Source organism: Variovorax sp. dw_308, from assembly GCF_019207085.1.
Taxonomy (GTDB): domain Bacteria; phylum Pseudomonadota; class Gammaproteobacteria; order Burkholderiales; family Burkholderiaceae_C; genus Variovorax.
Genome location: NZ_JAATOM010000002.1, coordinates 260,026 through 286,267, shown reverse-complemented (window position 1 = coordinate 286,267; position 26,242 = coordinate 260,026). Strand labels below are relative to the sequence as shown.

Genomic DNA, 26,242 nt, shown 5'->3' with positions numbered 1-26,242 from the left:
CCGGCCGCTCGAAGGCGCTCGCACCGAAGCGCGCAGCGCGAAGGTCAGTTGGTGAGCCAGCCCGTAACCGACGACGCTGCAAACAGGCGCGGAGCCTGGCGCGCCGCACTGGCCTGCATGGTGACCTTGGCGGTGGCGCTGGGCATCGGACGATTCGCCTTCACGCCGATGCTGCCGGTGATGCTGGCGGAGGGAAAGCTGGACCTCGAGGGCGGCGGCCTGCTCGCTTCGCTGAACTACCTCGGCTACTTCGTCGGCGCGCTGTCGTGTGCGGCGATTCACCTGCGGCCCATCGCGATGGTGCGGGGTGGATTGATCGCGACAGCGGCGCTGCTGCTCGGCATGGGCTTGTTGAACGACTTCGCGGCCTGGGGCGTGCTGCGCGGCGCCGCGGGCGTCGTCAGCGCCTGGGTTTTCGTGTTCGCCTCGGGCTGGGGGCTGCGGCGGCTCGCGGAGACGGGCGCGCCGGCGCTGGGCGGCGTGATCTATGCGGGGCCTGGCATCGGCATTGCCGCAACAGGGCTGCTGGGCGGTGTGGTGGGACGTTGGGGTTCGACGGCCGCATGGATAGGCTTCGGCCTGGTCGCGCTGTTGCTGGTCGCGCTGATCTGGCGCGTCTTCGACGATGGCGCCGCTGGCGGCGCGGCTGCCGCGCCGGCCGCATCGCCGCCGGCCGCCCACGCACTGGCCGCGGCGCGCAGCGATGCGCGCTGGCTGGTGGCGCTCTATGGCATCGCCGGTTTCGGCTACATCATCACCGCGACTTTCCTGCCGGTGATCGCCCGGCAGGCGCTGCCGGGCTCGCCCTGGCCCGACCTGTTCTGGCCCCTGTTCGGCCTGGCCATCGTGCCCGGCGCGATCATCGGTGCGCGCATGCCCTCGCATTGGGACAACCGCCTGCTGCTGGCCGCCGGATGCGCGCTGCAGGCGCTCGGAGTGTTGCTCTCGGTGGTCTGGCCGACGGTCGTGGGCTTCACGCTGGGCAGCGTCCTGCTGGGCCTGCCGTTCACCGCCATCACGCTGTTCGCAGTGCGCGAGGCGCGGCGCCTGCGCGGCAACGCGGCCGCCGGCCTGATCGGGTATGCCACCGCCTCTTACGGCGTCGGCCAGATCGTCGGCCCCTTGTTCGCCGCGCCGTTGGCGCACGCCACGGGCAGCTTCGCGGTGCCGCTGCTGGCGGCGGCGGCGGCGCTCATGGGCGGGAGCGTGTTGTTCGTCATGGTGTGGCGCAAGAGGGGATAAACGCTCCGGAAGCGCTTGCCGCCTTGCTGTCCCCCGTGCGGCGCGCGCATCAATGGAAACACAATGTTTCAAAGCTGCCGTTCAAGCCGCAGTTCGTCCGAATCGTCGCTGGGCAGGCGCGATCCATGAGCTATTTCGTCGCAACTGAAACATAACTGGCATATAATTCGAGGCTCACGACCAAACGGGCGGGTACCAACCGCCCGTTTTTTTTGGTCGATCGATTTCGACACTGCCGCACGGTCAGGGCGGCGCCCGGGGCAGTGTCAGGCACAGGCACAAACTCAAAGGCGAATTCGAACACGTGGCATTGCAGCAGACAGTGGAACAAACCGTTGCCGGACTCGGCTACGACCTGGTCGAGATCGAAAGATCCGCCGGGGGATTGCTGCGCGTCACGATTGATTTGCCCTGGACTGGCCCCAATTCAGAGGCTGTGGCCGGCGCGCCCGAACCGTTCGTGACGGTCGAGGACTGCGAGAAGGTCACGCGGCAGCTCCAGTTTGCGCTGGAAGTCGACCAGGTCGAATACAAGCGGCTCGAGGTTTCCTCGCCCGGTATCGACAGGCCGCTGCGGCACGAGAAGGATTTTGAGCGTTTCGTCGGCGAGGTGATCGACCTGACGCTCAAGGCGCCCATGGGCGCCGCGGCGGGTGGCCATGTGTCGGCCAGCCGCAAGAAGTTTCGGGGCACGCTGGAGCGGGCCGAGTCGGGTGGCTGGCAGATCGTCTGGAGCGACGACCCCGCACCCAAGCCAGGACAAAAGGTGAGCAAGAAGCGCGCGCCCGCACCGTTGCAGGCGCTGGGCTTTGCATTGGATGAGTTGCGTGATGCGCGGCTTGCGCCAATCGTTGATTTCAAGGGTCGCAAGACCAAAACCGGCGGGTCGCCGGACTGATCGAGGAGCGTAGTGGCATGAATCGCGAAATGTTGATGTTGGTGGATGCGATCTCGCGCGAGAAGAACGTCGAACGTGACGTGGTGTTCGGCGCGGTGGAATCCGCCTTGGCGCAAGCCACCAAGAAACTTCACCAGGGTGACGTGGACATCCGTGTGGCCATCGACCGCGACAGCGGCGTCTACGAAACCTTCCGCCGCTGGCACGTCGTTCCCGACGAGGCCGGCCTGCAGCTGCCCGACCAGGAAATCCTCCTGTTCGAAGCCAAGGAAGAGATGCCCGACATCGAGGTCGACGAGTACATCGAGGAATCGGTGGAATCGGTGCCGATCGGCCGCATCGGCGCCATGGCCGCCAAGCAGGTGATCCTGCAGAAGATCCGCGACGCGGAGCGCGAGATGCTGCTCAATGATTTCATGTCGCGCGGCGACAAGATCTTCGTCGGCACCGTCAAGCGCCTGGACAAGGGCGACATCATCGTGGAAGCCGGCCGCGTCGAAGGACGCCTGCGCCGCAGCGAGATGATCGCCAAGGAAAACCTGCGCAATGGCGACCGCGTGCGCGCCATGATCATGGAAGTCGACCTGACGCTGCGCGGCGCGCCGATCATCCTGTCGCGTTCGGCGCCCGAGTTCATGATCGAGCTGTTCCGCCAGGAAGTGCCCGAGATCGAGCAGGGCCTGTTGGAAATCAAGAGCTGCGCCCGCGACCCGGGTTCGCGCGCCAAGATCGCCGTGCTCTCGCATGACAAGCGTGTCGACCCGATCGGCACCTGCGTCGGTGTGCGTGGAACCCGCGTCAATGCGGTCACGAACGAACTCGCCGGCGAGCGCGTCGACATCGTGCTGTGGAGCGAAGACCCGGCGCAATTCGTGATCGGCGCGCTAGCTCCGGCCAACGTGTCGTCGATCGTGGTCGACGAAGAAAAGCACGCCATGGACGTGGTGGTCGACGAGGAAAACCTCGCCATTGCCATCGGCCGCGGCGGACAGAACGTGCGCCTGGCTTCCGACCTCACGGGTTGGAAGATCAACATCATGGACGCCAACGAATCGGCCCAGAAGCAGGCCGTCGAGACCGACGCCAGCCGCAAGCTGTTCATGGAAAAACTCGACGTCGACGAGGAAATCGCGGACATCCTTATTTCCGAAGGCTTCACCAGCCTCGAGGAAGTGGCGTATGTGCCGATCTCCGAGCTGCTCGAAATCGAGAGCTTCGACGAAGACACCATCAACGAACTGCGTTCGCGCGCCAAGGATGCGTTGTTGACGATGGAGATCGCCAAGGAAGAGAACGTCGAGACCGTTTCGCAGAACCTGCGCGACCTCGAAGGACTCGACCACGAACTCATTCCCAAGTTGGCCGAGGCGGGTGTCCACACCCGTGACGACCTGGCCGACCTCGCGGTCGACGAACTCACCGAGATCACCGGCCAAAGCGCCGATGACGCCAAAGCCCTCATCCTGAAAGCCCGCGAACATTGGTTCGCCGGCCAGGCTTGACGGTCATGGAGGCTCAAAGCACATATGTCCAGCACCACAGTCGCCGAGTTCGCGAACGAACTCAAAAAGACCCCCGAAACTCTTCTTGACCAGCTCAAGAGCGCAGGCGTGCCCAAAGCGGCCGCGTCCGACGCGCTCACCGAGCAGGACAAGCAGCGCCTGCTCGGCCATCTCAAGGCCAGCCACGGCACGGTCGAGCCCGAGCGCAAGAAGATCACGCTGACGAAGAAGTCGACCAGCGAGATCAAGCAGGCCGACGCCACCGGCCGGGCGCGCACCATCCAGGTGGAAGTGCGCAAGAAACGCACCTTCATCCAGCGCGACGAGGCCCATGCGCCCGCGCCCGAGGCGCCCCAAGTGGCCGCGCCGGTTGCGCAGGCACCCGCGGCCCCTCAGATCGACGGCGCCGAACTGGCCCGCCGCGAAGAGGAAGCGCGTCGCCAGGCCGAGCTGATCCGCCGCCAAGAGGAAGAACTCGTCGAGAAGCGTCGTGTCCGCGAAGAGGCCGAGGCCCGCGAACGCGAGCAGGCCGAGCGCGCGGAGAAGGCTGAAAAGGCCGAGCAGGCTGCCAAGGCGGAAGCCGCAGCCGCCGCTGCTGCCGACGCAGCGAAGCTGAAGGAAGCGGCACCGCCCGTCCCGCCTGTCAAGACCACGCCCAAGGCTGTCGCCGCCGAAGAGGCCGCCAAGGCCGTGGCCGCGAAGGCCGCTGCCGACAAGGCGGTTGCCGATGCTGCCGCAGCGCAAGTCAAGGAAGACGCCAAAGCCAAGGCCGCGGCGGATTCGAAGGCCCGTGCCGACGAGGAGGCCGCCCGCGCCAAGGACCTCGACGAACGCCGCCGCAAGGCGCTGGCCGAGGCCGAAGCCATCCGCGCCATGATGAATGCGCCGGCCCGCGTGCTGGTGCCGCACAAGGCGCCCGAGAAGGAACAGCCGAAGCCGGCCGTCAAGGGCACGCTCCACAAGCCTGCCACGCCGGCGGCTCGTCCGGGTGCGCCTGCTGCCGCGCCGGGTGCTGCAGCGGCAGCGCCGGGCAGCAAGGACGTCAAGTCGGCCAAGCTCTCGTCGAGCTGGGCGGGCGATCCGGCCAAGAAGAAGGAAATCAAGACCCGTGGCGACGCCAGTGGCGGCGTTGGACGCGGCAACTGGCGCGGTGGCCCGCGCGGCCGTCGCGGCAATGACCGTGGAGGCCCGGAAGAGCATCAACAAGCCGCGCCGGTCGAGGCGCGCGTGCTCGAAGTGCATGTGCCGGAAACCATCACCGTGGCCGAGCTGGCCCACAAGATGGCCGTCAAGGCGCAAGAGGTCATCAAGCAATTGATGAAGCTCGGCATGATGGCGACCATCAACCAGTCGCTCGACCAGGACACCGCCATGATCGTGGTGGAAGAGCTGGGTCACAACGCCGTGGTTGCGGCGCTGGACGATCCGGAAGCCTTCACTGACGACGACGTGTCGGCACAGACGGCGGAACTGCTGCCGCGCGCACCGGTCGTGACCGTCATGGGTCACGTCGACCACGGCAAGACCTCGCTGCTGGACTACATCCGCCGCGCCAAGGTTGCCGCGGGCGAAGCCGGCGGCATCACGCAGCACATTGGCGCCTATCACGTCGAGACCGAACGCGGCATGGTGTCCTTCCTGGACACCCCGGGCCACGAGGCGTTCACCGCCATGCGTGCCCGTGGCGCGCAAGCAACCGACATCGTCATCCTCGTGGTGGCAGCCGACGACGGCGTCATGCCGCAGACCAAGGAAGCCATCAAGCACGCGAAGGCGGCGGGTGTGCCGATCGTGGTCGCGATCAACAAGGTCGACAAGCCCGATGCCAACCTGGACCGCGTCAAGCAGGAACTGGTGGCTGAAGAGGTCGTGCCCGAAGAATACGGCGGCGACGTGCCGTTCGTGCCGGTGTCCGCCAAGACGGGCCAGGGCATCGACAACCTGCTCGAACAGGTGCTGCTGCAAGCCGAAGTGCTCGAGCTCAAGGCGCCGGTCGACGCCGCCGCCAAGGGTCTGGTCATCGAAGCTCAACTCGACAAGGGCCGCGGCCCGGTCGCGACCGTGCTGGTGCAGTCCGGCACGCTCAAGACCGGCGACGTGGTGCTGGCAGGTTCGACCTATGGCCGCGTGCGCGCCATGCTCGACGAAGACGGCAAGTCCATCAAGACGGCGGGTCCGTCGATCCCGGTGGAAATCCAGGGCCTGACCGAAGTGCCGCAAGCGGGCGACGAGTTCATGGTGATGGCCGACGAGCGCCGTGCGCGCGAAATCGCCACTTACCGTGCCGGCAAGTTCCGCAACACCAAGCTGGCCAAGCAGCAAGCCGCGAACCTGTCGAACATGTTCACGGACCTGTCGGCGGGCGAAGTGCAGACGCTGCGCATCATCATCAAGGCCGACGTGCAAGGCTCGCAGGAAGCCCTTGCGCAATCGCTGCTCAAGCTGGCGACCGAAGAAGTCAAGGTGCAGATCGTCTATGCAGGCGTCGGCGGCATCAGCGAAAGCGACATCAACCTCGCGATCGCTTCGAAGGCCGTGGTCATCGGCTTCAACGTGCGGGCCGATGCCGGCGCGCGCAAGCTGGCCGAAGGCAACGGCGTGCAGCTGAACTACTACAGCATCATTTACGACGCCGTGGATGAGGTGAAGGTGGCGATGTCCGGCATGCTGGCGCCCGAGCGCCGCGAAGAGATCATCGGCGCGGCCGAGATCCGGACGGTGTTCGTCGCGTCGAAGATCGGCACGGTGGCGGGTTCGTACATCACGGCTGGCCATGTCACCCGCAGCTCGCATTTCCGCCTGCTGCGCGACAACGTCGTGGTCTACACCGGCGAAATCGACTCGCTCAAGCGCATGAAGGACGACGTTCGCGAAGTCCGCGAAGGTTTCGAGTGCGGTATCAAGCTGAAGAACTACAACGACATCAAAGAGGGCGATCAGCTCGAGTTCTTCGAAGTCAAGGAGATTGCGCGGACGTTGTAAGCGTCGAGCGGATCTTCCGGAGTTGAAGTGAGGCGTCGTGCTTGTTCGCGTCCATGCAAGGGATGAAAATGATCATTCGTGATCTTTCGTCCGGCGTGGCGCGAGGCTTGCTGAGCCGGACCATGGCGCGGAGTGTGGCGTTGGTCGCGCTGACTGTGGTTGCCGCAGGAAGCGCCACAGCAACGGATCGGTCGGAGTGGCCCGGCGTCGAGTACAGGACCGGCGAGGGCTTTGCCCTCACCGCGATGTGTGCATTGCAAAATCGCAAGTACGCTGTCATGGAGCGAGGTCGCGAACAGTTTGAGCGCGACAACCTAGAGGAGCTGGATAAGCTTTTGAATGTCAAATGCCTGTCAGCCGGTCACAAGGTATCGAAGCCCATGTGCAGATTTCTCTACGAGGCCAATCCGTGGGACTATTCGAAGCAGGAATTCGAGCAAACCCTGATGCAGGAAATGCAAGCCCTCGGCCCCGTTTACCAGAAATGTGCGGCGCAGAAGAAGCTCGAGTCCCGCGAATAAGTCAGAACTGAACTGAATGCCAAAACGCAAAGCAGCCGCCCCCAACCGCGCCTTCAAGGTGGCCGATCAGATCCAGCGCGATCTGACGGAGTTGATCGCGCGCGAGTTGAAGGACCCGCGTGTGGGCATGGTTACGCTCCAGGCGGTCGAGGTGACGCCGGATTACGCGCACGCGAAGGTGTTCTTCAGCGTGCTCACCGGCGATCCGGTCGAGACCACCGAGGCATTGAACCAGGCGGCCGGCTTCCTGCGTGCCGGCCTGTTCAAGCGCCTGCACATCCACACCGTGCCCACGCTGCACTTCCTGTTCGACCGCACCACCGAGCGTGCTGCCGACATGAACAAGCTCATTGCGCAAGCCGTCGCCTCGCGCTCCAAAGAGGAATAGCTTGAGCACCGCCGGGCCGCCCCAGGGAGCGAAGGCCCCCTTGGGGGGCAGGCATTTACACGCAGTCGAAAGCCGTGGGGGCGACATTGCCGCGCCACGCACAAGGGTGCAGCGGCGCCCTGTGCATGGGGTGTTGCTGCTCGACAAACCGCTGGGGCTCTCCAGCAACCAGGCCTTGCAGAAGGCCAAGTGGCTGCTGCGCGCCGAGAAGGCGGGGCACACGGGCACGCTTGATCCGCTGGCGACCGGCGTGCTGCCGCTGTGTTTTGGCGCGGCGACCAAGTTCAGTCAACTGCAACTCGATGCGGACAAGACCTATGTCGCCACCGCGCGTCTGGGCGTGAAGACGTCCACCGGCGATGCGGAAGGCGAAGTGATCGCCGAACGGCCCGTCCATGTCACTCCCGAAGACCTGGCGCGCGTCGAAGTGCAATTCACCGGCCCGATTCGCCAGACGCCGCCGATGCACAGCGCCCTCAAGAAGGACGGCAAGGCGCTCTACGAGTACGCCCGCGAAGGCATCGAGATCGAGCGCGCGGCGCGCGACGTCGTCATCCACAAGTTGCTGGTGGAGGCCATTGCGTCGACACCCGATGTCCGCATCAAGGCGACCGTGAGCAAGGGCACCTACATCCGTACCCTCGGCGAAGACATTGGCGAAGCGCTCGGTTGCGGTGCGCACCTGAACTCGCTGCGCCGTACCGCCACGGGCGACTTCGACGAATCGCAATGCATCACGCTCGAAGCACTTGAAGCCATGAGCGAAGACGAACGGCTCGCGCAACTGCTCCCGGCCGAAGCGCTGGTGGCCGGCCACAGCCGTGTCATGCTCGGCACGGAAGATGCAGCGCGCTTCCTGTCCGGCCTGCGTCGACGCGGGCAGTGGGCGGACGCGGGCGAAGTGGCTGTTTTTGGGCCGGGCTTGCCCTCACCCCAACCCTTTCCCGCAGACGGGAGAGGGGGCAATTCACTCCCCCTCCCGCATGCGGGAGAGGGTGCGCGTGAGGGTGATCTTGCCTTCCTCGGCACGGCCCGCATCACGGCCGGCGAACTGATTCCGGGGCGCCTGCTGAACCCCATCGAAATCCAGCAAATCCTTTTGAACGCAACTCCTTGCGAGACGACACCATGAGTACCAAACAGATCCGCAACATTGCCATCATTGCCCACGTCGACCACGGCAAGACCACGATGGTCGACCAGCTGCTGCGCCAGTCCGGCACCTTTGCCGAGCACGAGAAAGTGGTCGACACCGTGATGGACAACAACGCGATCGAAAAAGAGCGCGGCATCACCATCCTGGCCAAGAACTGCGCCGTGACCTGGGAAGGTACGCACATCAACATCGTCGACACTCCCGGCCACGCGGACTTCGGCGGTGAAGTGGAGCGCGCGCTGTCGATGGTCGACGGCGTGGTGCTGCTGATCGATGCGCAGGAAGGCCCGATGCCGCAGACGCGCTTCGTGACCAAGAAGGCGCTGGCGCTCGGCCTGAAGCCCATCCTGGTGGTCAACAAGGTCGACAAGCCCGGCGCGAACCCCGACAAGGTGGTCAATGCCGCCTTCGACCTGTTCGACAAGCTCGGCGCGACCGACGAACAGCTCGACTTTCCCGTGGTCTATGCCTCCGGCATCAACGGCTGGTCGTCGCTCGAGGAAGGCCCGCAAGGCGAGCAGTGGGGCCCCGACATGTCGGCCCTGTTCAACACCATCCTGCAGCACGTGCCGGCCCAGAAGGGCGACCCGGACGCGCCGCTGCAACTGCAGATCTCGGCACTCGACTTCTCGACCTTCGTCGGCCGCATCGGCGTGGGCCGCATCAGCCAGGGCACGATCAAGCCCATGATGGACGTGGTCGTCATGGAAGGCCCGGACGGCAAGGCGATCAAGGGCCGCGTCAACCAGGTGCTGACCTTCCAGGGCCTGGACCGCGTGCAGGCCTCCGAAGCCGGTCCGGGCGAGATCGTGCTGATCAACGGCATCACCGACATCGGAATCGGCGTGACCGTGACCGACCCGACCAACCCGGCGCCGCTGCCGATGCTCAAGGTCGACGAGCCGACGCTGACCATGAACTTCTGCGTCAACACCAGCCCGCTGGCCGGCCGCGAAGGCAAGTTCGTCACCAGCCGCCAGATCTGGGACCGCCTGCAGAAGGAACTGCAGCACAACGTGGCTCTGCGCGTGAACGAGACCGACGAAGAAGGCATCTTCGAGGTCATGGGTCGCGGCGAACTGCACCTGACCATCCTGCTGGAAAACATGCGTCGCGAAGGCTATGAAATGGCCGTCTCGAAGCCGCGCGTGGTGTTCCGCACCGTCGACGGCGAAAAGCACGAGCCCATCGAACTGGTGACGGCCGATATCGAGGACCAGCACCAGGGCGGCGTGATGCAGGCGCTTGGCGAACGCAAGGGCGAACTGGTCAACATGGAGCCGGACGGTCGCGGGCGCGTGCGCCTGGAGTACCGCATTCCGGCGCGTGGCCTGATCGGCTTCACCAACGAATTCCTGAACCTGACCCGTGGCTCGGGCCTCATCAGCAACATTTTCGACAGCTACGAGGCGCACAAGGGCGACATCGGCAGCCGCAAGAACGGCGTACTGATCTCGATGGACGACGGCGAGATCTTCACCTACGCCCTGGGCAAGCTGGACGACCGCGGCCGCATGTTCGTGCGTGCCAACGACCCGGTGTACGAAGGCATGATCGTCGGCATCCACAGCCGCGACAACGACCTGGTGGTGAACGCCACACGCACCAAGCAGCTGACCAACTTCCGTGTCTCGGGCAAGGAAGACGCGATCAAGATCACGCCGCCGATCGAACTCACGCTCGAATACGGCGTGGAATTCATTGAGGACGACGAGCTGGTCGAGATCACGCCGAAGAGCGTGCGCCTGCGCAAGCGCTTCCTGAAGGAACATGAACGCAAGCGCGCTTCCCGCGAAACGGCCGCCTGAGTCGAGGGTGTCGGGAAGGGGCGCCCCGGTTGCCACCTTCAACGGGTGGCAACGGTTCGCGATCGTCTGGTTTCTGTTCGCGCTGGCAGCGCTGGCGCCACTCGCTCGCGCAGGGTCCGACCTGCCCCTGACCGCGCATGCCCAGGCCGGCCAGGCCTTTGACGGATTGCGTTCGCTGCATCCCGAGGAGATGCCGCGTCTGGCCGACGCGCAGGGCGGCGTCGTGCTGCGGCTGCTCGGTGACTCGGCGCGCTTCGTCGATGACTTGCGTTACACGCCCGAGGACCTGGCTGCCTTGTCGCAGGTGTGCGATCGCACCCGGGCAGCGATCACGGCCTACACGAGCTTCAATGCCGTGCAGCAAGGTGTCGCCGATGCCAAGGTCGTGGTGCAGAACGTGGTCGACTACCAGGACGAACTCGCGGTGCTGCAGCCCTTCGTGGCGCGCTGCATCGCCCGGCAGGTGTTGCTGGCCGAAGCCATGCTGCAGAAGCTCGGCGCGGCACAAACCTCGCAGTTGCGGCTCGGCGGATTGAAGCGCGCCCAGAACTCGCTGCTGCAGCTCTATGCCGGCGTGGCTTCCTGCTTTGCCGATCCTCGCTTCGGGCCTTCCTACTGCGCGCTGCTCGACACCATGTCGGAACTCGCACGCGTGCATGCGCGGGGGCTGCCGCTGGTGTCGCGCGCCTTTGCCCTCCGCATGTTGCCGCCGCCAGCGCAGCTTGCCACGGGCCCGCAGCGCGAGGCGCTGCAGCGGATCGTCGATGCGCTGGGCGATATCCGGTGCACGGGCCTGTGCCTGCTTGGATCGAATGACGGCCTGCCGCCCGCCGGGGGCAAGCCTTGAAACTGCCGCACACGCAGGCAGCCTGGTTGATGGTGGTCGTGACGCTGATGTGGGCCACGGCTGGCGTGGTGACGCGGCATCTCGAGGCGGCCCGCAGCTTCGAGGTCACGTTCTGGCGCAGCCTGTTCACGGCGCTGGCGCTGCTGGTGATCCTGCCGGCTTGGCAAGGTCGGGCTGTCTTCACCAGGATCAGGCAGGGCGGCGGGGCGCTTTGGGTGTCGGGCCTTTGCTGGTGCGTGATGTTCACCGCTTTCATGGTGGCCTTGACCATCACCACGACCGCCAACGTGCTGGTGACGATGTCGGTCGGCCCCTTGTTCACCGCGCTGGGGGCGCGCATCTTCATCGGTCACAAGCTGCCGGCGCGCACCTGGGGCGCCATCGCGGTGGCGGGCGTCGGCATTGCGTGGATGTACGGCCAGCAGTTCGGCCAGGGCCCGATGACCGGCACTTTCGTTGCGTTGTGCGTGCCGTTGGCGCTCGCCTGCAATTGGACCGTGGTGCAGCATGCCCACGCCACCGGTCACGATGTCGACCTGGTTCCGGCCGTGTTGATCGGTGCGGCGCTGTCGGCGTTGGTGACGCTACCCTTGGCCTGGCCGTTTCAGGCCAATGCGCATGACCTGGAACTGCTGGCGTACCTGGGCTTGTTCCAGCTCGCGATTCCCTGCGTGCTCTCGGTGCTCTGCGCCAAGGTGCTGAAGGCGCCCGAGGTGGCATTGCTGTCGCTGCTGGAAGTGCTGTTCGGGATTGGGCTGGCCTGGGTCGGCGCCGGCGAAACGCCTGCGCCGAGCGTGTTGACCGGCGGTGCGCTCGTGATCGGCGCGCTGGTGGTCAACGAATGGCTGGGATGGCGGCAGCGCAACTGAAGAAGCGGCGCCGCCGCGCGCCATCTGTGCTGGATGGCGCGCATCCATCCATCAATCAGGGCTTGGCCACGGCCCAGGCGCCGTTCATCATGCCGGCGCCAGTCTTGTCGCCCGGCTTGGCGTCCTTGGCCCAGTAGTAGAGCGGCCAGCCCTTGTAGGCCCATTGCTTCTTGCCGTCGTCACGCATGACGATGGTGTAGGGGCCCATGGGCTGCTTGGGCGAATCGGGCGCCATCAGCGGGGGCCAGTTGGTGGCGCATGCGCCGTTGCAAGTCGACTTGCCGCTGTCGGCAGCATCCTTGTTGAAGGTGTAGAGCGTCATGCCATTGGGGCCGATCAGCACGCCGTCGGAGGTGCGGGTCGGCGCGTCGGGTGTCATTGACATGCTGCCGCAGCCGGAAAGCAAGGCCACCGCGACGACGGAGGCGCTGAACAGTTTGGTGATCATGATGAGGTTTCCCCTTCAGTGTTAAGTGAATCGACACAACAAAGGCATTCGTTGCGACACGGCAGTTTATGCCGGACCCACTGAAGATAGGTGGCGAACTACCTGTTGCGGCTCTTCATGGCGCGCTCGACTTCGCGCTTGCCTTCGCGGTCCTTGATGGTGTCGCGCTTGTCGTGTTCGGCCTTGCCCTTGGCCAATGCGATCTCGCACTTCACCTTGCCGGCCTTCCAGTGCAGGTTGAGCGGCACCAGCGTGTAGCCCTTCTGCTCGACCTTGCCGGTGAGACGCCGGATCTGCTCCTTGTGCAGCAGCAGCTTCTTGGTGCGGATGGAATCGGGCGTGGTGTGGGTGGAGGCGCTGCGCAGCGGGTTGATCTGGCAGCCGACGATGAACATCTCGCCGTCGCGGATCATCACGTAGCCATCGGTGAGCTGCACCTTGCCTTCGCGCAGCGACTTCACCTCCCAGCCTTCGAGCACCATGCCGGCCTCGAAGCGTTCTTCGAAGAAATAGTTGTACGCCGCCTTCTTGTTGTCGGCGATGCGGGAGGAGGGGTTTGCTTTTTTCTTGGTGGCCATGGTGCTTGATTTGGGGTCTGCATGGCTTCAATACAATCCGTCGCGCACGCTCGTGCCCATTCTATGAAAACAGTCCACAAGTCCGTCCTGATCTGGTACAGCGCCGAGGAGATGTACGCATTGGTGACGGACGTGGCCCGGTATCCTGAGTTCCTGCCGTGGTGCGATCGCTCGAAGGTGGTCCAGCAGCACGAGGACGGCATGACCGCCGAGGTCGGCCTCGCCTTCGGCGGCATCCACCAGAGCTTCACCACCCGCAACACGCAGGTGCCGGGCCGCGAGGTCCAACTCAAGCTGATCAGCGGGCCGTTCTCCAATCTCGATGGCGTCTGGAAGTTCCAGCCCGTGGGCGGGGAGGGCGAACGCGCCTGCCGCGTCGACCTGAACCTGAGCTACAGCTTCAGCAACTTCGCGCTCGAGAAGCTGGTCGGGCCGGTGTTCGACAAGATCGCGTCCAGCCTGGTCGAGGCATTCGTCAAGCGCGCCGAACAGGTCTACGACAAGCCGCCAGGATGACCGACCCCCTGGAGCACTGGTTGTACGTCACCCTGGTTTGTTCACCGGCGCCGCGCGAGGTGTTCGAGCAGGGGTTGACGCTGCCCGCACATGCAACGGCCCGCGATGCGGTGCTGGCCAGCGAACTGCCATCGCGCTTTCCAGCGCTCGATTGGGCCGCGATGTCGGTCGGCGTTTGGGGGCGGGCTGTCGAATGGCAGCAGGCCTTGGTTGAGGGCGACCGTGTCGAGTTGTGCCGCCCGCTCACGGTAGACCCTAAGGTGGCGCGTCGCGAACGCTTTCGGCGGCAAGGGGCACGCGCGACCGGGCTGTTCGCCAGACGGCGCGAGGGTGGCAAGCCCGGGTACTGACATGATGGGGCGCGCTGCCCTCGCGTCTCATCCCGCAAGGACGCCGCCGCGGCGTCCAGGCATTTCAGTCGTCTGTTGACGTTACCTGCAGTTCTGGTCGATGGCCGCCTGCGCCCGCTTTACTTCGGCGGCGCGCTGGGCGTCGTCGAGGATCTCGCGTTCGCCGCTGGCGTTGACGCGGGCGACGCGGATGCCGCTGTCGAAGGTGGACTTGCTTTGGCGCGCCTGCGCGCAGTTGTCGGCCTTGGCCTTGGCGATCTTCGCTTCCTCGGCGGCCTTCCTGGCCTTCTCGGCATCTGCGGCCTTGCGCGCCTTTTCCTCGAGTTCCTTGTCGACGCCGGTGGGCTTCGGGGCGCTGGCGGCCGCAGGCTGGGGTGCGGCGGTCGCAGCATCCGCGCCGGCGGGCGGCACGGCGTCAGGGTTCACTCGGGGTGCGCCGCGGGCGTTGGCGGGCCGGCGCACGATGTTCTTTTCCGGCACGTCGAGTGACGGGGGCTGGTCGCTGAAAACCGTCTTGCCCGCGCTGTCGACCCACTGCCACTGCGCGCTCGCGGCCAGCGGCAGCACACAGGCGAAACCAAGAACCAGGACGTGCGCGAGTTTCATTGGTGGCAGTTTAGGGGTTGTGTGAGCGATTGTTACGGAAGTGTTGTCGGAAATTAACGAATGACGACCGCTTTTGAACATTGTAGGTACGCAACGTGGGGACACCGGCGTCCGCGTCCGGGTAACTACGCACCCATCGTTACAATCCGTCTTTTGGAGCCTCACCCATGCGCCTTCTCGGCAAAGCGCTGACCTTCGACGATGTGTTGTTGGTGCCAGCGTTCTCCCAGGTCCTGCCCAAGGACACCTCCCTCGCCACCCGACTCTCCCGCAACATCACGTTGAACATCCCGCTGGTGTCAGCGGCGATGGATACCGTGACCGAGGCGCGCCTCGCGATCGCGATTGCGCAGGAGGGCGGCATCGGCATCGTCCACAAGAACCTGACGGCCCAACAGCAGGCCGCCGAGGTTTCAAGGGTGAAGCGCTATGAATCCGGCGTGCTGCGCGACCCGGTCGTGATCACGCCGACGCACACGGTGCGCCAGGTGATGGCGCTGTCGGACCAGCTCGGCATCTCGGGTTTTCCGGTGGTGGACGCGGGCAAGGTGGTCGGCATCGTGACCGGGCGGGATCTGCGCTTCGAAAGCCGATACGACGTGCCCGTGACGGAGATCATGACGCCGCGCGACAAGCTCATCACCGTGCCCGACGGCACCACGCTGGCCGAGGCCAAGGCGTTGCTGAACAAGCACAAGCTGGAGCGGCTGCTGGTCATCAACGGCGAATGGGTGCTCAAGGGCCTGATCACCGTCAAGGACATCACCAAGCAGACCAGCTTCCCGAATGCGGCGCGTGATCCATCCGGCCGCCTGCGTGTGGGCGCGGCAGTGGGCGTCGGCGAGGGCACCGAGGAACGTGTCGAGGCGCTGGTGAAGGCCGGCGTGGACGTGATCGTCGTCGATACGGCGCACGGGCACAGCGCCGGCGTGATCGAGCGGGTGCGCTGGGTCAAGAAGAACTATCCGCAGGTCGACGTGATCGGCGGAAACATCGCGACCGGCGATGCGGCGCGGGCGCTGGCGGACGCGGGCGCTGATGCGGTGAAGGTTGGCATCGGGCCGGGCTCGATCTGCACGACGCGCATCGTGGCCGGCGTGGGCGTGCCGCAGATCATGGCGGTCGACAGCGTGGCGACGGCTCTGCAAGGCACCGGCGTGCCGCTGATCTCCGATGGCGGCGTGCGCTATTCGGGCGACATTGCCAAGGCCATTGCGGCCGGCGCGAGCACGGTAATGATGGGCAGCATGTTCGCGGGAACCGAGGAGGCGCCCGGCGAGATCGTGCTGTACCAGGGCCGCAGCTACAAGAGCTATCGCGGCATGGGCAGCATCGGCGCGATGCAGCAGGGCAGCGCCGACCGCTACTTCCAGGAGTCGACCACCGGCAATCCGAACACCGACAAGCTGGTGCCTGAAGGGATCGAAGGCCGGGTGCCGTACAAGGGCTCGATCGTGTCGATCGTCTACCAGATGGCCGGCGGCGTTCGTGCCAGCATGGGCTACTGCGGCTGCGCCACCATCGCGGACATGCAGAACAAGGCCGAGTTCGTGGAGATCACCTCGGCCGGCATTCGCGAGAGCCACGTGCATGACGTGCAGATCACGAAGGAAGCGCCGAACTACCGGGCTGAATAGGCGCATTCGCTTACGACGCATTCGCCACCCCCCTTCGGCGGGCGCAGCACCAGCGGCCCGGCAAGGCCGGTGCGGCGGTGTTTTTCCCCTGGAGGTTCGATCCGCTTCAAGGGAGGCGCATTAGAATATGGCCCAATTTTCAAATAAGGCCAGATCATGCAATCGATCGCCATTCATCAGGCAAAAAACCAGCTTTCTGCGCTGATCCACGCCGTGGAGCAGGGCGAAGAGGTGGTGCTGACGCGTCATGGCCGGCGCATTGCCCGCATCATCCGGGAGCCGGCGGAAGAGCAGTCGCCAGATGCGCTGGAGGCGCTCGGCCAGCAGGCGCTGGAAGAACTGAATGCCTTTCGCGCCTCGGTCAAGCCTGACTCGGGCTATCAGCGCGGTGACTGGAGGAGTTTGCGGGACGAGGGGCGCCGCTATTGAAACCCGTCATCGTCGACGCCTCCGCCGCGGCCGCCTGGCTCATTCCGGATGAGCGGACCGAAGCGACGGACCAGCTCTACAAGCAGGTTCGCGTGCAGCCGGGGCGTTTCCATGCACCATCGCTCTGGCACTGGGAAACGGGCAACCTGTTGCTGATGTCCTTGCGTCGGGGCCGGTTGGACCAGGAGCAGATTGAACAGGGTCTGAAGCTGCTGGGCGCATGCCAGATCGAGTTCGACCCGCCGCCCGATGCACGCCGACGGAGCGCGATCGTGCGGTTGGCCGGCGCTCATCAACTGACTTTTTATGACGCCGCGTATCTGGAACTGTGCGTGAGGCTCAACAGCCAGATCGCATCGACCGACAAGGCACTCCTGCGCGCCGCCCAAGCCTGCGGCATCGAGCGCATTGCACTGGACTGAACACAACATGCAACACCAGAAAATCCTCATCCTCGACTTCGGTTCGCAAGTCACCCAACTGATTGCCAGGCGCGTGCGCGAGGCGCATGTGCTGAGCGAAGTCCATCCCTGTGACGTCACCGACGAATGGGTTCGCGAGTACGCGAAGGACGGCTCGCTCAAGGGCGTGATCCTGTCGGGCAGCCATGCCAGCGTCTACGAAGACACGACCGACAAGGCGCCGCAGGCGGTGTTCGAACTGGGCGTGCCGGTGCTCGGCATCTGCTATGGCATGCAGACCATGGCGCACCAATTGGGCGGCAAGGTCGAGGGCGGTCACAAGCGCGAGTTCGGCTCCGCGGCGGTGCGCGCGCGCGGTCACACCGAGCTGCTGAAGGACATCGCCGACTTCACCACGCCGGAAGGCCACGGCATGCTCAACGTCTGGATGAGCCATGGCGACAAGGTCACCGAACTGCCGCCGGGTTTCAAGCTGATGGCCTCGACCGACAGTTGCCCGATTGCCGGCATGGCCGACGAGACGCGCCACTTCTACGCAGTGCAGTTCCACCCCGAGGTCACGCACACGCAGCAGGGGCAGGCGATCCTCGACCGATTCGTGCTCGGCATCTGCGGCGCGAAGCCCGATTGGGTGATGCGCGACCACATCGCCGAGGCGGTCGAGAAGATCCGCGAGCAGGTGGGCGAGGAGGAGGTCATCCTCGGCCTGTCAGGCGGCGTCGATTCATCGGTGGCTGCGGCGCTGATCCATCGCGCCATCGGCGACCAGCTGACTTGCGTGTTCGTCGACCACGGCCTGTTGCGGCTCAACGAGGGCGACATGGTGATGGACATGTTCGTCGGCAAGCTGCATGCGAAGGTGATCCGCGTCGATGCGAGCGACCTGTTCCTCGGCAAGCTCGCGGGCGTGAGCGACCCGGAGGCCAAGCGCAAGATCATCGGCGGCGAGTTCATCACCGTGTTCAAGCAGGAGGCGGCCAAGCTGACCAGTGCGGGCGCCAAGGGCGCGAAGTGGCTGGCGCAGGGGACGATCTACCCGGACGTGATCGAGTCGGGCGGGGCCAAGAGCAAGAAGGCCGTGACGATCAAGAGCCACCACAACGTGGGCGGTCTGCCGGAACAGCTGGGGCTCAAGCTGCTGGAACCGTTGCGCGACCTGTTCAAGGATGAAGTGCGCGAACTGGGCGTGGCGCTGGGGCTGCCACCCGAGATGGTCTATCGGCATCCGTTCCCGGGCCCGGGGCTGGGCGTTCGCATCCTGGGCGAAGTGAAGAAGGAGTACGCCGACCTGCTGCGCCGCGCCGACGCGATCTTCATCGAGGAGCTGCGCAACTTCAAGGACGCATCGGGCAAGACCTGGTACGACCTCACCAGCCAGGCCTTCACCGTCTTCCTGCCGGTGAAGAGCGTGGGCGTGATGGGCGATGGCCGGACGTACGACTACGTGGTTGCGCTGCGTGCGGTGCAGACCAGCGACTTCATGACGGCCGATTGGGCGGAGTTGCCCTATGCACTGCTCAAGAAGGTGTCGGGGCGGATCATCAACGAGGTGCGCGGGATCAACCGGGTGACCTATGACGTGAGTTCGAAGCCGCCGGCGACGATCGAGTGGGAGTGAGGGGTACGACAGCGTTTCTGGCATGCCGCCGCGCGCTGGTCTTGCCTTCAGTCCAGCGGTAGTTCTTCGTCGAAGTCGAAGGTCAGCTGGACCGGTTGCCGGATGAGCCGGTAGCGACGCCAGGGCCCGGGCAGCATGTCTGTGCCGGGGACCGCGATGTGCTGCAGATGCACCGCCAGACACCGCGCCTGGGCGCAGCGACGATAGGCGTAGGACACCGAAATGCGGAGATGATTGGCGGCGGCATCCATTCGGTTGTCGAAGTGGCGCAGCAGCCGGATGTAGGCCGCCGCCAGCGATCCATGCGACTGCAGAGCGATTTCCAGCGACTGATCCGCTTCACGTTCCAGCAGTGCATCCAGCACGTTGCGACCCGCATCGCTGGCCAGTGTGCGCGCCAGTGGATGGCCGGCCTCGCCGTCGTCGCTGCCGCCTGGCGCGTGTTCGAGGCGCACGGCATGGCGCACCGTGACTTCGGTGTAGCGAACGATGTGCTGGTACAGGTAGGCCAACAGCCGCTGCTGGTGCATCTCGTTCCGCAGGTCCAGCGCGCTGCCGTCGTCGGCACGCAGTGTGCGAGCCATCAACCAGGCCTCCTGCACCACATCTTCGTATTGCTGCTCGCCCGCTGTCTTGTAGGCGATCCCGCGCAACTTCTTTTTCCACCGGACGACGAACTGGTTGAAGGCTTCGTCGTCGGTGGTTGTCATGCAGGACTCTGGTGTCAGCTCAAGGACAGGTCGTTGAAGAGGGACTCGGCCACTGCTTCCTCGGCAATGGCCAGGCCGTGCCGGCGCATGGCCGGGGCCAGTTGCACATCCCAGACCGCTTCTGTTTCGGAGCCAGTCAGGGTGTGGCGAGCAGGGGCTGCTGCCCGAGCGGCGGTCTCGTAGTCGGCCATGCCCATGCGCCACGGTGCGGCACCGGCATGGCGCAGCACATGGTTGGCAATGCGCAGGCCGGCCCAATCGAAGTCGCCGTGGTAGCGCAGTCGCGCGCCGGACCGCACCAACTGCTGCAACAGCGTTCGCTGGGCTGCGGCCGGCATGCCGTCGGTGCAGATCAACGGTGCGCAGCGTGTGCCGAGCTGCTCGGCGGCGATGGCCAGCAGGTTCGGGTTCTCGCACACGAAGACCGTGCGGTCGGCCACGTCCCATCGAGGGGCAGCGCGCAGCAGCCAGCGCAGCGAAAGGTAGGCGGGCTCGCCGCGCAACCAGGGTACGGTGTCCAGGTCGACCGGCACGGGCAGGTTCAGCACCAGCACCGGCCGGGCCAGCTCATTGACGAGTACGCCCGCGCGCGCCCAGATGTCGCGAGCGCGTTCGTCGGCGGCGGGGCCGAGTGGCTCGTCCCGGGTGTCGTCGAAGTCTCCATCGCCAGCGTCGACCGCGGGCATGTCGCGGATGGCTTCGCCATGGCGCCACGCCGCCAGCACCAACGCCGCGACGGGTCGCCCGGCGTCGAGCGCGTGGGCATCGCCGAGAACCTGCGCGGCCAGTTGCGAGCGTGGCAGGCCGGTGGCCGGCATGCGGCCCAGGACCTTGCCGGCCTGGCTCAGCAGGATGTCGGCGGCGTCGGCATCCTGTCGCGAAAGGCGCTTGAGCAATCCGGCTGCGGTGCCGGCTTGCAGCCAGGCTTGCAGGCGCGGATCGCGGCCGGTCCGCGACAGCATGGCCAGCCAGGTGGACTGCTGCGCGTCACGCTCGGCAACGAGGTCGGTGATCGGTCCGTCCAGGTGTTCCAGTGCTTCGCGCAGCGAACCGGCGATGCCGGCAGCCTGCAGTCTGGCCTGCAGTTCGGCCAGGTCCAATCGCAGCGAACGTGCCGCCTTGGCCGGGCGGCCGCTCAGCAGCGCCAGCGCCTCGCGCTCGGCCGGCTGCAGTTGACCGAGCAGAAGCGCTCCCTCGGCAGTGCCGCCGCGCTCGAAATGGCGCCGCAGACGCTGCCGGAGCGCCGCCAGCGCGAGGCCGCCGAGCAGGCGCTGCAGGCGTGGATCAGGCGTCGCCATCGGCTGGCGGCACTGGCGGTGCCGGCGGGAAGCGTCGGTCCGGGTCATCCTCGCGCCGCCGGGCGCGTCCGTCCCAGACCCAACGCGAGACATGCACGGCGTCCACGCCTTCGCGGCGTTGCAACTGCGCAATGGCCACGCCGGGCAGTTCGGCCGAGCAGGCCCATTCGCGTTCGCTGGTGATGACGAAGTCCAGGTCGAATTCGCGCACCAGCGCCCAGCAGTGGGCACGCGCGGCGTCGTCGATGCCGGCGAAGGCCTCGTCCAGCAGCACCAGCCGCGGCGCGTGCACGCTGCCGGCCTGGCTGTAGAAGCTGGAGACGGCGGCGAACAAGGGCACCGTGAGGCCCAGCGCGCGCTCGCCGCTGGAGGCCGGGCCGGACAACGCGCGCCATTGCCCGTCCTGCCAGCGCTGCACGCGGAAGCGGTGCCAGCGCCGGTAGTCCAGCGCACGGGCCAGTTGCTCCTGGAGGCTGCCTCCTTGCTCGGCATCGGCGCGGCTGCGCTCGGCCGCGATGCGCTGCTGCAGCATCTCGCCGACGACGCGGCGGTCCTCCGCGGTCCACAGATCCGCACCTGTGTTGAGCAGGCGGCGGCGCGCGGCTTCCAGGCCCACGGGTGCGCCGTCGGCACCCTCGGGCAGGGTTTGCCACTGGAGGCGAAAGCGCACGCCGGTGGAAGTGGGGCGCTTGTGCAGTTCCGTGTTGATGGCGTCCACCTGACGCTCTGCCTCGCGCAACAGCTTCTGCACCGCGGCGGCAATTTCGGCTTGCAGATGGTTTTCCAGCACCTCGCGCTCGCCGGCCGTCAGCAGTTCCCGGCGTTGCGCAATTTCGGCAGCCAGCTGCAGACTGAGCTGGTCGGGCCGTTCGGGGCGGTTGCGGTAGACGATGCGGACCACGAAGCCATGGTCGTTGGTTTCGGCCTGGGCCTGGTGGCTGAGCGCGGACAGCGCACGGCCGAGTTCGGTGAAGTCTTGCGACACCTGGGACTGCACGCGGCTCCAGGCTTCGTCATCGTCCTTCACATCCGACAGGGCCTGTTCCGCGCGGCGCGCCAGCGTCAGCGCGGGTTCGATGGTCCAAGGCGCCGCGAGCGGCGGCAGTTCAGCCTCGGGCAGCGCGGTGGCCAGCAGGCCGGTGGCAGCAAAGCCTTGCAGGTGGACCACTGCCTGCTGGCGCGCGGTTGTGCGCTCGTCCAGCGTGGCGGCGGCGGACAGGGCTTTCTGCCCGGCCTGGGCCCGGTTTTCGGCGGCGAGCCGGCGGGCCTGGTGTTGCTGCTCCAACTGCCGCTGGCCCGTGGCGACGGCAGTGCGCGCGTCGGCCAGGCGCCGGCGCACGTCATCGACTTCTGCGCCGATGGATTCCTGCAGCGTCTGCCAGTGGATCTGCGCCTCCTCGGCCAGCGCGAGGCGCTCGGCGGCGTGATCTGCGGCGTTCTGGGCGGCGTCGGCAGCCTCCTGCTCGCGTGCGCGCTGCTGCGCCAACTCGGCCATTGCGTCGCGCAACTCGCGCGTGGCAGCGGCCAGTGCGTGAGCCGCGTCGTTGAAAGTCTGAAGCGCCAAGGTGATGGATGACAGTGCCTCGCGGGTGGCTGGCAGTGTCAGGTCTTCCGCATCGCGGGCCAGGGCGTGCTGTGCCTGTTCCCAGGCTTGCGCAGCCTCGTGCCAGCGCCGTTCGGCCTGATCCAGCCGCAGGCGGGCGGCGTCGTACTCACGGGCACAAGCGGCGGCGTGGGCATGGGCACCGCGCAGCGCATCGTCGCCGGGCGCGCGCTCCCATTCGCGCGCCGCTTGCCGACGCGCATCGGCAAGCTGGGTGAAGGACTGTTCCAGCGCGCGGGCATCCGCGGCCAATTCGTCCAGGCGTAAGGCGATGTCGTGCAGGCGCCGCGCGCGGGCAGCGGCACGCGCCGCGTAGCCGATGAACTCGGCGCCTGGCTTGGTCCACGCGCCGGCCAGCGTGCCGAGGCGAAAGCGTCCGTCGGGCGAGAGCCAGGTTTCGACGGCTGGCGGGTCTTCCAGTCCGCAGGCCACGCCTTCGAGCAGGCGCCGCAGGACCTCAGGTGCCACTGTGCCGTTGTCCGCGGGCAGCAGCCAGTCCGCCAGCGAAACTGGTTGCGCCGGTCGTGCCAGCCACTGCGCGTCGTGCGGCAATGGTGTGCCGTCGGTGCCGAGTAGCGCGCCGTCCGGGGTGACCCAGGCGTCCAGCAGGCCGGCGGCCTGCAGGGCAGCCTCCAGGCCGGCGCGCTGGCTATCGGCGAGTCCGGGCCGGAAGTCGACCAGTTGCCAGAGCGGCGCCCCCGTGCGCCCCAAACGCAACGACTCGGCGCGCCAGTGCGGGGCCGGCGGCTGCGCGTCCTCGCCCCGCTCGAGGCGAGCGCGCTCGGCTAGCAGTGCCTGTTCTTCTTCTTCGACGCGGTGGCGCTGCGCTTCCAGTTCGGCCTGGCGTCGGGCCAGACTGTCGGCACTGGCCTGCTGGGCCGACAGCAGCGCCGCGTGGGCCGGATTCTGTCCTTGCGGCGCGGAGGCCCAGGCGGCCAGCCGATCCAGCACGACGGGGGCGTCCGGCAACTGCAACTCGCGCAGGCTGTCGAGGTGGTCCTGCCAGGCGTCCAGCAAGGCCTGGGCCTGTGTTGCAACAGCATCGTCGGCTTCGGCTCGGCGGGCGGCGGCATCGTCGGCTTCGTCTCTGCACAGGTCGCGCTGCTCCTGCGTGCGGGCATGGGTCTCGGCCGCGCGCTCGACGGCGTCGCAGTGCTGCAGCAGGAAGGTGGTCTGCTGGCGGCGCAGCGCGACTGCGCGGCGCAGATCATCCTGCGCAGCCTGCACGGCCGATGGTTCCAGCGTGGCGGCCTCGGCGGTGGCCAGGGGGCTGGTGGCGAGCGCGCGGGACATGCCGGCCGCGGCAGCTTCCTCGACGGCTTCCTGGCGTCGCGTGGCCAGCACTTCGGTGGCCTGGTCGGTGCGCTCGCTGCGCTGGCGCGTGGCCAGCTGTTCCCGGGCGAGGCGAACTTCGGCCTCCTGGCGGGCTTGCGCGGCCTTGCTCGCATCTTCCTGTCGGCGCCTGGCTTCGCGCTCGGCGCTGTCGAGCTGCTTGGCGCTGGCCATCGCCGGGTCGTTCAGCAGTGCCTCCTGTCGCAGGCGAGCGGTGGTCAGTGCGGCGTCGACCACTGCCAACTGCGCGATGGCCTCGGTTTCGGTAGCCTCGGCCTGCGTCAGTGCCGCGCGGCTGTCGTTCAGTTCGCGGCTGGCGTTGTCGAAGCCGGTCTGCGCGCTGCGCAGATCGCGCGCCTTGCGTCGAGTCTGCGTGGCGGCATAGCGTCGGTAGCGCTGGCTGAACTGGCCGACGGCGCGTTCCAGCGCCTCGTATTCGGCGAGCTCGCGGCGGTCTTCCTCCAGGCGGCTCAGCGCATCGGCCACGTCGGCCAGCAGGTCGGTGGACAGCGGCGGCAGGGCTTCGGTCAGCGCCTGCGACAGGTTGGCTTCATCAGGCTTCTTCGACAACTGGGGCTGGCGCAACTGGATCAGCGTGTCCATCAGCGCGGCGTAGCGGACCGGGCCGAGATGGAACAGACGCTCGTCCACGGCGCGTCGGTACTCGGTGGCGGTGGGGAAGAGCTGGCCACCCAGCGGCGCCAGGGCGTCGCGCAGCCGCTCGCGCGTGAGCACCACATGCGTGGGGCCGATGAGCCAGAGATCCTGCCCGATGCGGCTGCCTTCGAGCAGGAAGAACCAGCTGTCCACCTGCGTTCGCGCGGCCACGGCAGACAGGCCGCAGCCCAGGGTCAGGAAGCGCGGCGTGCCGTCGGCATCGACGCGGCCGAATTCGATCCAGGCGTAGCCCATGCGGCGGTCGTGGCGGCCGAGCAGCAGGTTCCAGGCCATCTTCTTGCCGGGGTCGCCGTCGGGTTCGATGCGCGAGGGCTTCAGCTGGGCGTCGAACAGGAAGGGCAGCGTCAGCGACAACACCTTGGACTTGCCGGTGCCGTTGTTGCCGCGCAGCAGCAGGTGGCCGTCGCGGAACCAGAATTCCTCGCTGTCGTAGTGGAACAGCTCGGTCAGGCCCAGCCGCAGTGGCTGCCAGCGCGGCAGACCGGGTTGGGGCAGGGGAGGTCGGATGTCGTCGGTCATGCGGCGTCGAACAGGGAGTTCGGTGCGTGTGGGGTGGCGGTTCGCAGTTCGGCGTCACCGAGTGCGAATCGTGCCAGTGCGGGCAGCGGGCGTATGTGCTCGCCTTGGGTTGTGATCAATCGCAGTTGGGCCAGCCGCTGGAGCGCGGTCTCGGCCAGTTCGTGCTCGGCACCGGGCTCGCGCGCGGACTTGCGCCAGTAGCTTCCGTAGCGGGTGCGCGCCTCGGCGATGAAGGCGACCACCTGGTCCAGGCGGCATCCTTCGGTTGTGCCGGCGCGCCGCCGGTCGGCCAGGAACTCGGCCACCAGCAAGGTGGCATGGGCGTCGGTGCCTTCGGCGGGCATGGCGACGTCGGTGAGCGCGCCGTCCTCGTCGACCAGCGCCAGTCCTTCGGCTCGCTGCTCGGGCACCAGGCCGGTGGCCTCGCACAGCCGCACGGCCATCGGGCCGCGCTGGTTTGTGAAGTAGGTGCGCTGCGCTTCGTCCAACGTATCGAAGTAGATCACCGGGTCGTCCAACAGCCGGCGCGCCAGGTGATGGCGCAGGGCCGTGCGCTGGCCTTCGTCGCTGTCGGGCACGTGTTCGTCGACCAGCGACGCCAGGCGCTCGTCCAGCGTCATCGGATCTTGCGCCGCAGGCCAGGTGGAGGGGCCGCGCACGGCCACCAGCATGCTGGCCAGCACGCGGCGCTGCACGTCGTAGAGCGCGTCGGCAGCTTCGCCGCTGGCCGTGGCATCGCGCACGAAACCCTCTTCGTCACCCGCCACGCGTTGCAGCACGCCGAGTGCGAGCAGCGTTCGGCACACGGCCACCAGTTCGCGCCGTTCGTGTGCGGCGGTCAACGTGAAAGCAAAGCCGCGCGAGGCCAGCGCCGGATCGGCCGCCAGCGCCAGCAGCCGTTCGCCGAGCAAGCGCAAGGTGATCTGGGCTTCGGCGCGCTCCAGCACGGCGCAGGCCAGGCACAGCAGCACGTAGCGCCGGCGCTCATACCCTTGCAGGCCGCGGCTGGCATCGCTCAGGTCGGCGGGGCGCTTGAACAGGCGTGCGCAGTCGCGCTCGATGTGCAGCGGCCAGCCGGTCTCGCGCGCGAACCAGGCGCGCAGGTCGTCGGCATGGCGGCGCACGGCCGCAAACTCCTCGTGCGCCGGGGTCATCAGGGGTGTCATCAGCAGCGCTCGCAGGGCCTGGCAGCGCTCGTCGTCCCGGTGGTGCTGCTGCTGGCGGGCGATCTGGCGGGTGTCGGTCATGTCGGGCCCGTCCGGCCGCCCGAAGGGACTGATGCGCC

General features: G+C 66.8%; 23 protein-coding genes. 16 read left to right on the top strand and 7 right to left on the bottom strand.

The annotated features are described in order from the left end of the window. Positions 1-117: 117 nt before the first annotated feature. The 10 genes from HCU76_RS04575 (at position 118) to HCU76_RS04530 (ending at position 12,213) form a co-directional block, all read left to right on the top strand. Positions 118-1,242 (top strand): YbfB/YjiJ family MFS transporter, encoded by a 1,125-nt coding sequence (locus HCU76_RS04575; RefSeq protein ID WP_213954959.1) that lies wholly within the window; start codon positions 118-120, stop codon positions 1,240-1,242. A 304-nt stretch (positions 1,243-1,546) separates the two neighbouring features. Beyond that, entirely contained in the window at positions 1,547-2,140 is a 594-nt protein-coding gene (gene rimP / locus HCU76_RS04570) for a ribosome maturation factor RimP (protein ID WP_213954891.1), read from the top strand. Positions 2,141-2,157: 17 nt separating this feature from the next. Further along, a complete protein-coding gene (gene nusA / locus HCU76_RS04565) occupies positions 2,158-3,642 on the top strand; it encodes a transcription termination factor NusA (protein ID WP_213954892.1) in 1,485 nt (494 codons plus the stop codon). Between the two features lie 24 nt (positions 3,643-3,666). Continuing rightward, positions 3,667-6,624 carry a translation initiation factor IF-2 gene (infB, locus tag HCU76_RS04560; protein ID WP_213954893.1) on the top strand — a complete coding sequence of 986 codons (2,958 nt, stop codon included), beginning with the start codon at positions 3,667-3,669 and terminating at the stop codon, positions 6,622-6,624. A gap of 68 nt (positions 6,625-6,692) precedes the next feature. Beyond that, on the top strand, positions 6,693-7,145 hold the full coding sequence (locus HCU76_RS04555) for a hypothetical protein (RefSeq protein WP_213954894.1): 453 nt from the start codon (positions 6,693-6,695) through the stop codon (positions 7,143-7,145). A 16-nt stretch (positions 7,146-7,161) separates the two neighbouring features. Beyond that, entirely contained in the window at positions 7,162-7,533 is a 372-nt protein-coding gene (gene rbfA, locus HCU76_RS04550; protein WP_213954895.1) for a 30S ribosome-binding factor RbfA, read from the top strand. Between the two features lie 85 nt (positions 7,534-7,618). Continuing rightward, positions 7,619-8,665, top strand: coding sequence for a tRNA pseudouridine(55) synthase TruB (gene truB, locus HCU76_RS04545; RefSeq protein ID WP_218508776.1), 1,047 nt, complete (start codon positions 7,619-7,621; stop codon positions 8,663-8,665). After that, the gene (gene typA / locus HCU76_RS04540; RefSeq protein WP_218508595.1) at positions 8,662-10,497 is read left to right on the top strand and encodes a translational GTPase TypA; all 1,836 of its coding nucleotides are present in this window, start codon (positions 8,662-8,664) and stop codon (positions 10,495-10,497) included. Before truB ends, typA begins: the two co-directional genes overlap by 4 nt. Positions 10,498-10,504: 7 nt before the next feature. Continuing rightward, on the top strand, positions 10,505-11,344 hold the full coding sequence (locus HCU76_RS04535; protein WP_218508594.1) for a hypothetical protein: 840 nt from the start codon (positions 10,505-10,507) through the stop codon (positions 11,342-11,344). Between the two features lie 29 nt (positions 11,345-11,373). Then, positions 11,374-12,213 carry a DMT family transporter gene (locus HCU76_RS04530; RefSeq protein ID WP_213954961.1) on the top strand — a complete coding sequence of 280 codons (840 nt, stop codon included), beginning with the start codon at positions 11,374-11,376 and terminating at the stop codon, positions 12,211-12,213. A 55-nt stretch (positions 12,214-12,268) separates the two neighbouring features. Here HCU76_RS04530 and HCU76_RS04525 read toward each other — a convergent pair whose 3' ends face one another. Beyond that, positions 12,269-12,661 carry an ATP-binding protein gene (locus tag HCU76_RS04525; protein WP_213954898.1) on the bottom strand — a complete coding sequence of 131 codons (393 nt, stop codon included), beginning with the start codon at positions 12,659-12,661 and terminating at the stop codon, positions 12,269-12,271. 98 nt (positions 12,662-12,759) lie between these two features. Then, the gene (gene smpB, locus HCU76_RS04520) at positions 12,760-13,239 is read right to left on the bottom strand and encodes an SsrA-binding protein SmpB (protein WP_218508593.1); all 480 of its coding nucleotides are present in this window, start codon (positions 13,237-13,239) and stop codon (positions 12,760-12,762) included. Positions 13,240-13,302: 63 nt separating this feature from the next. Between smpB and HCU76_RS04515 the strand changes: the two genes are divergently transcribed. Together HCU76_RS04515 and HCU76_RS04510 are read left to right on the top strand one after the other, a co-directional pair. After that, positions 13,303-13,755 carry a type II toxin-antitoxin system RatA family toxin gene (locus HCU76_RS04515; RefSeq protein ID WP_218508592.1) on the top strand — a complete coding sequence of 151 codons (453 nt, stop codon included), beginning with the start codon at positions 13,303-13,305 and terminating at the stop codon, positions 13,753-13,755. Beyond that, positions 13,752-14,105, top strand: a complete 354-nt coding sequence (locus HCU76_RS04510) for an RnfH family protein (protein WP_218508591.1) — start codon at positions 13,752-13,754, stop codon at positions 14,103-14,105. The genes HCU76_RS04515 and HCU76_RS04510 overlap by 4 nt, the downstream gene beginning before the upstream one ends. Before the next feature lie 81 nt (positions 14,106-14,186). Here the strand turns inward: HCU76_RS04510 and HCU76_RS04505 are convergent, their stop codons facing one another. Continuing rightward, a complete protein-coding gene (locus HCU76_RS04505) occupies positions 14,187-14,711 on the bottom strand; it encodes a DUF4124 domain-containing protein (protein WP_218508590.1) in 525 nt (174 codons plus the stop codon). 167 nt (positions 14,712-14,878) lie between these two features. On the opposite strand from HCU76_RS04505, the gene guaB reads away from it, so the two are divergent. The 4 genes from guaB (at position 14,879) to guaA (ending at position 18,817) form a co-directional block, all read left to right on the top strand. Beyond that, positions 14,879-16,348, top strand: a complete 1,470-nt coding sequence (gene guaB / locus HCU76_RS04500; protein ID WP_218508589.1) for an IMP dehydrogenase — start codon at positions 14,879-14,881, stop codon at positions 16,346-16,348. Positions 16,349-16,504: 156 nt separating this feature from the next. Beyond that, positions 16,505-16,777 (top strand): type II toxin-antitoxin system Phd/YefM family antitoxin, encoded by a 273-nt coding sequence (locus HCU76_RS04495; protein WP_218508588.1) that lies wholly within the window; start codon positions 16,505-16,507, stop codon positions 16,775-16,777. Further along, positions 16,774-17,199, top strand: a complete 426-nt coding sequence (locus tag HCU76_RS04490; RefSeq protein ID WP_218508587.1) for a type II toxin-antitoxin system VapC family toxin — start codon at positions 16,774-16,776, stop codon at positions 17,197-17,199. The genes HCU76_RS04495 and HCU76_RS04490 overlap by 4 nt, the downstream gene beginning before the upstream one ends. 7 nt (positions 17,200-17,206) lie before the next feature. Beyond that, on the top strand, positions 17,207-18,817 hold the full coding sequence (guaA, locus tag HCU76_RS04485; protein ID WP_218508586.1) for a glutamine-hydrolyzing GMP synthase: 1,611 nt from the start codon (positions 17,207-17,209) through the stop codon (positions 18,815-18,817). 47 nt (positions 18,818-18,864) lie between these two features. Here guaA and HCU76_RS04480 read toward each other — a convergent pair whose 3' ends face one another. The 4 genes from HCU76_RS04480 to HCU76_RS04465 are packed head-to-tail and all read right to left on the bottom strand — an operon-like array spanning position 18,865 to position 26,204. Then, positions 18,865-19,527, bottom strand: coding sequence for a hypothetical protein (locus HCU76_RS04480; protein ID WP_213954907.1), 663 nt, complete (start codon positions 19,525-19,527; stop codon positions 18,865-18,867). A gap of 14 nt (positions 19,528-19,541) precedes the next feature. After that, positions 19,542-20,825, bottom strand: coding sequence for a TIGR02679 family protein (locus tag HCU76_RS04475; protein WP_213954908.1), 1,284 nt, complete (start codon positions 20,823-20,825; stop codon positions 19,542-19,544). Further along, positions 20,812-24,957, bottom strand: a complete 4,146-nt coding sequence (locus HCU76_RS04470; RefSeq protein WP_213954909.1) for a TIGR02680 family protein — start codon at positions 24,955-24,957, stop codon at positions 20,812-20,814. The genes HCU76_RS04475 and HCU76_RS04470 overlap by 14 nt, the downstream gene beginning before the upstream one ends. After that, entirely contained in the window at positions 24,954-26,204 is a 1,251-nt protein-coding gene (locus HCU76_RS04465) for a TIGR02678 family protein (RefSeq protein WP_218508585.1), read from the bottom strand. Before HCU76_RS04465 ends, HCU76_RS04470 begins: the two co-directional genes overlap by 4 nt. Positions 26,205-26,242 lie beyond the last annotated feature (38 nt).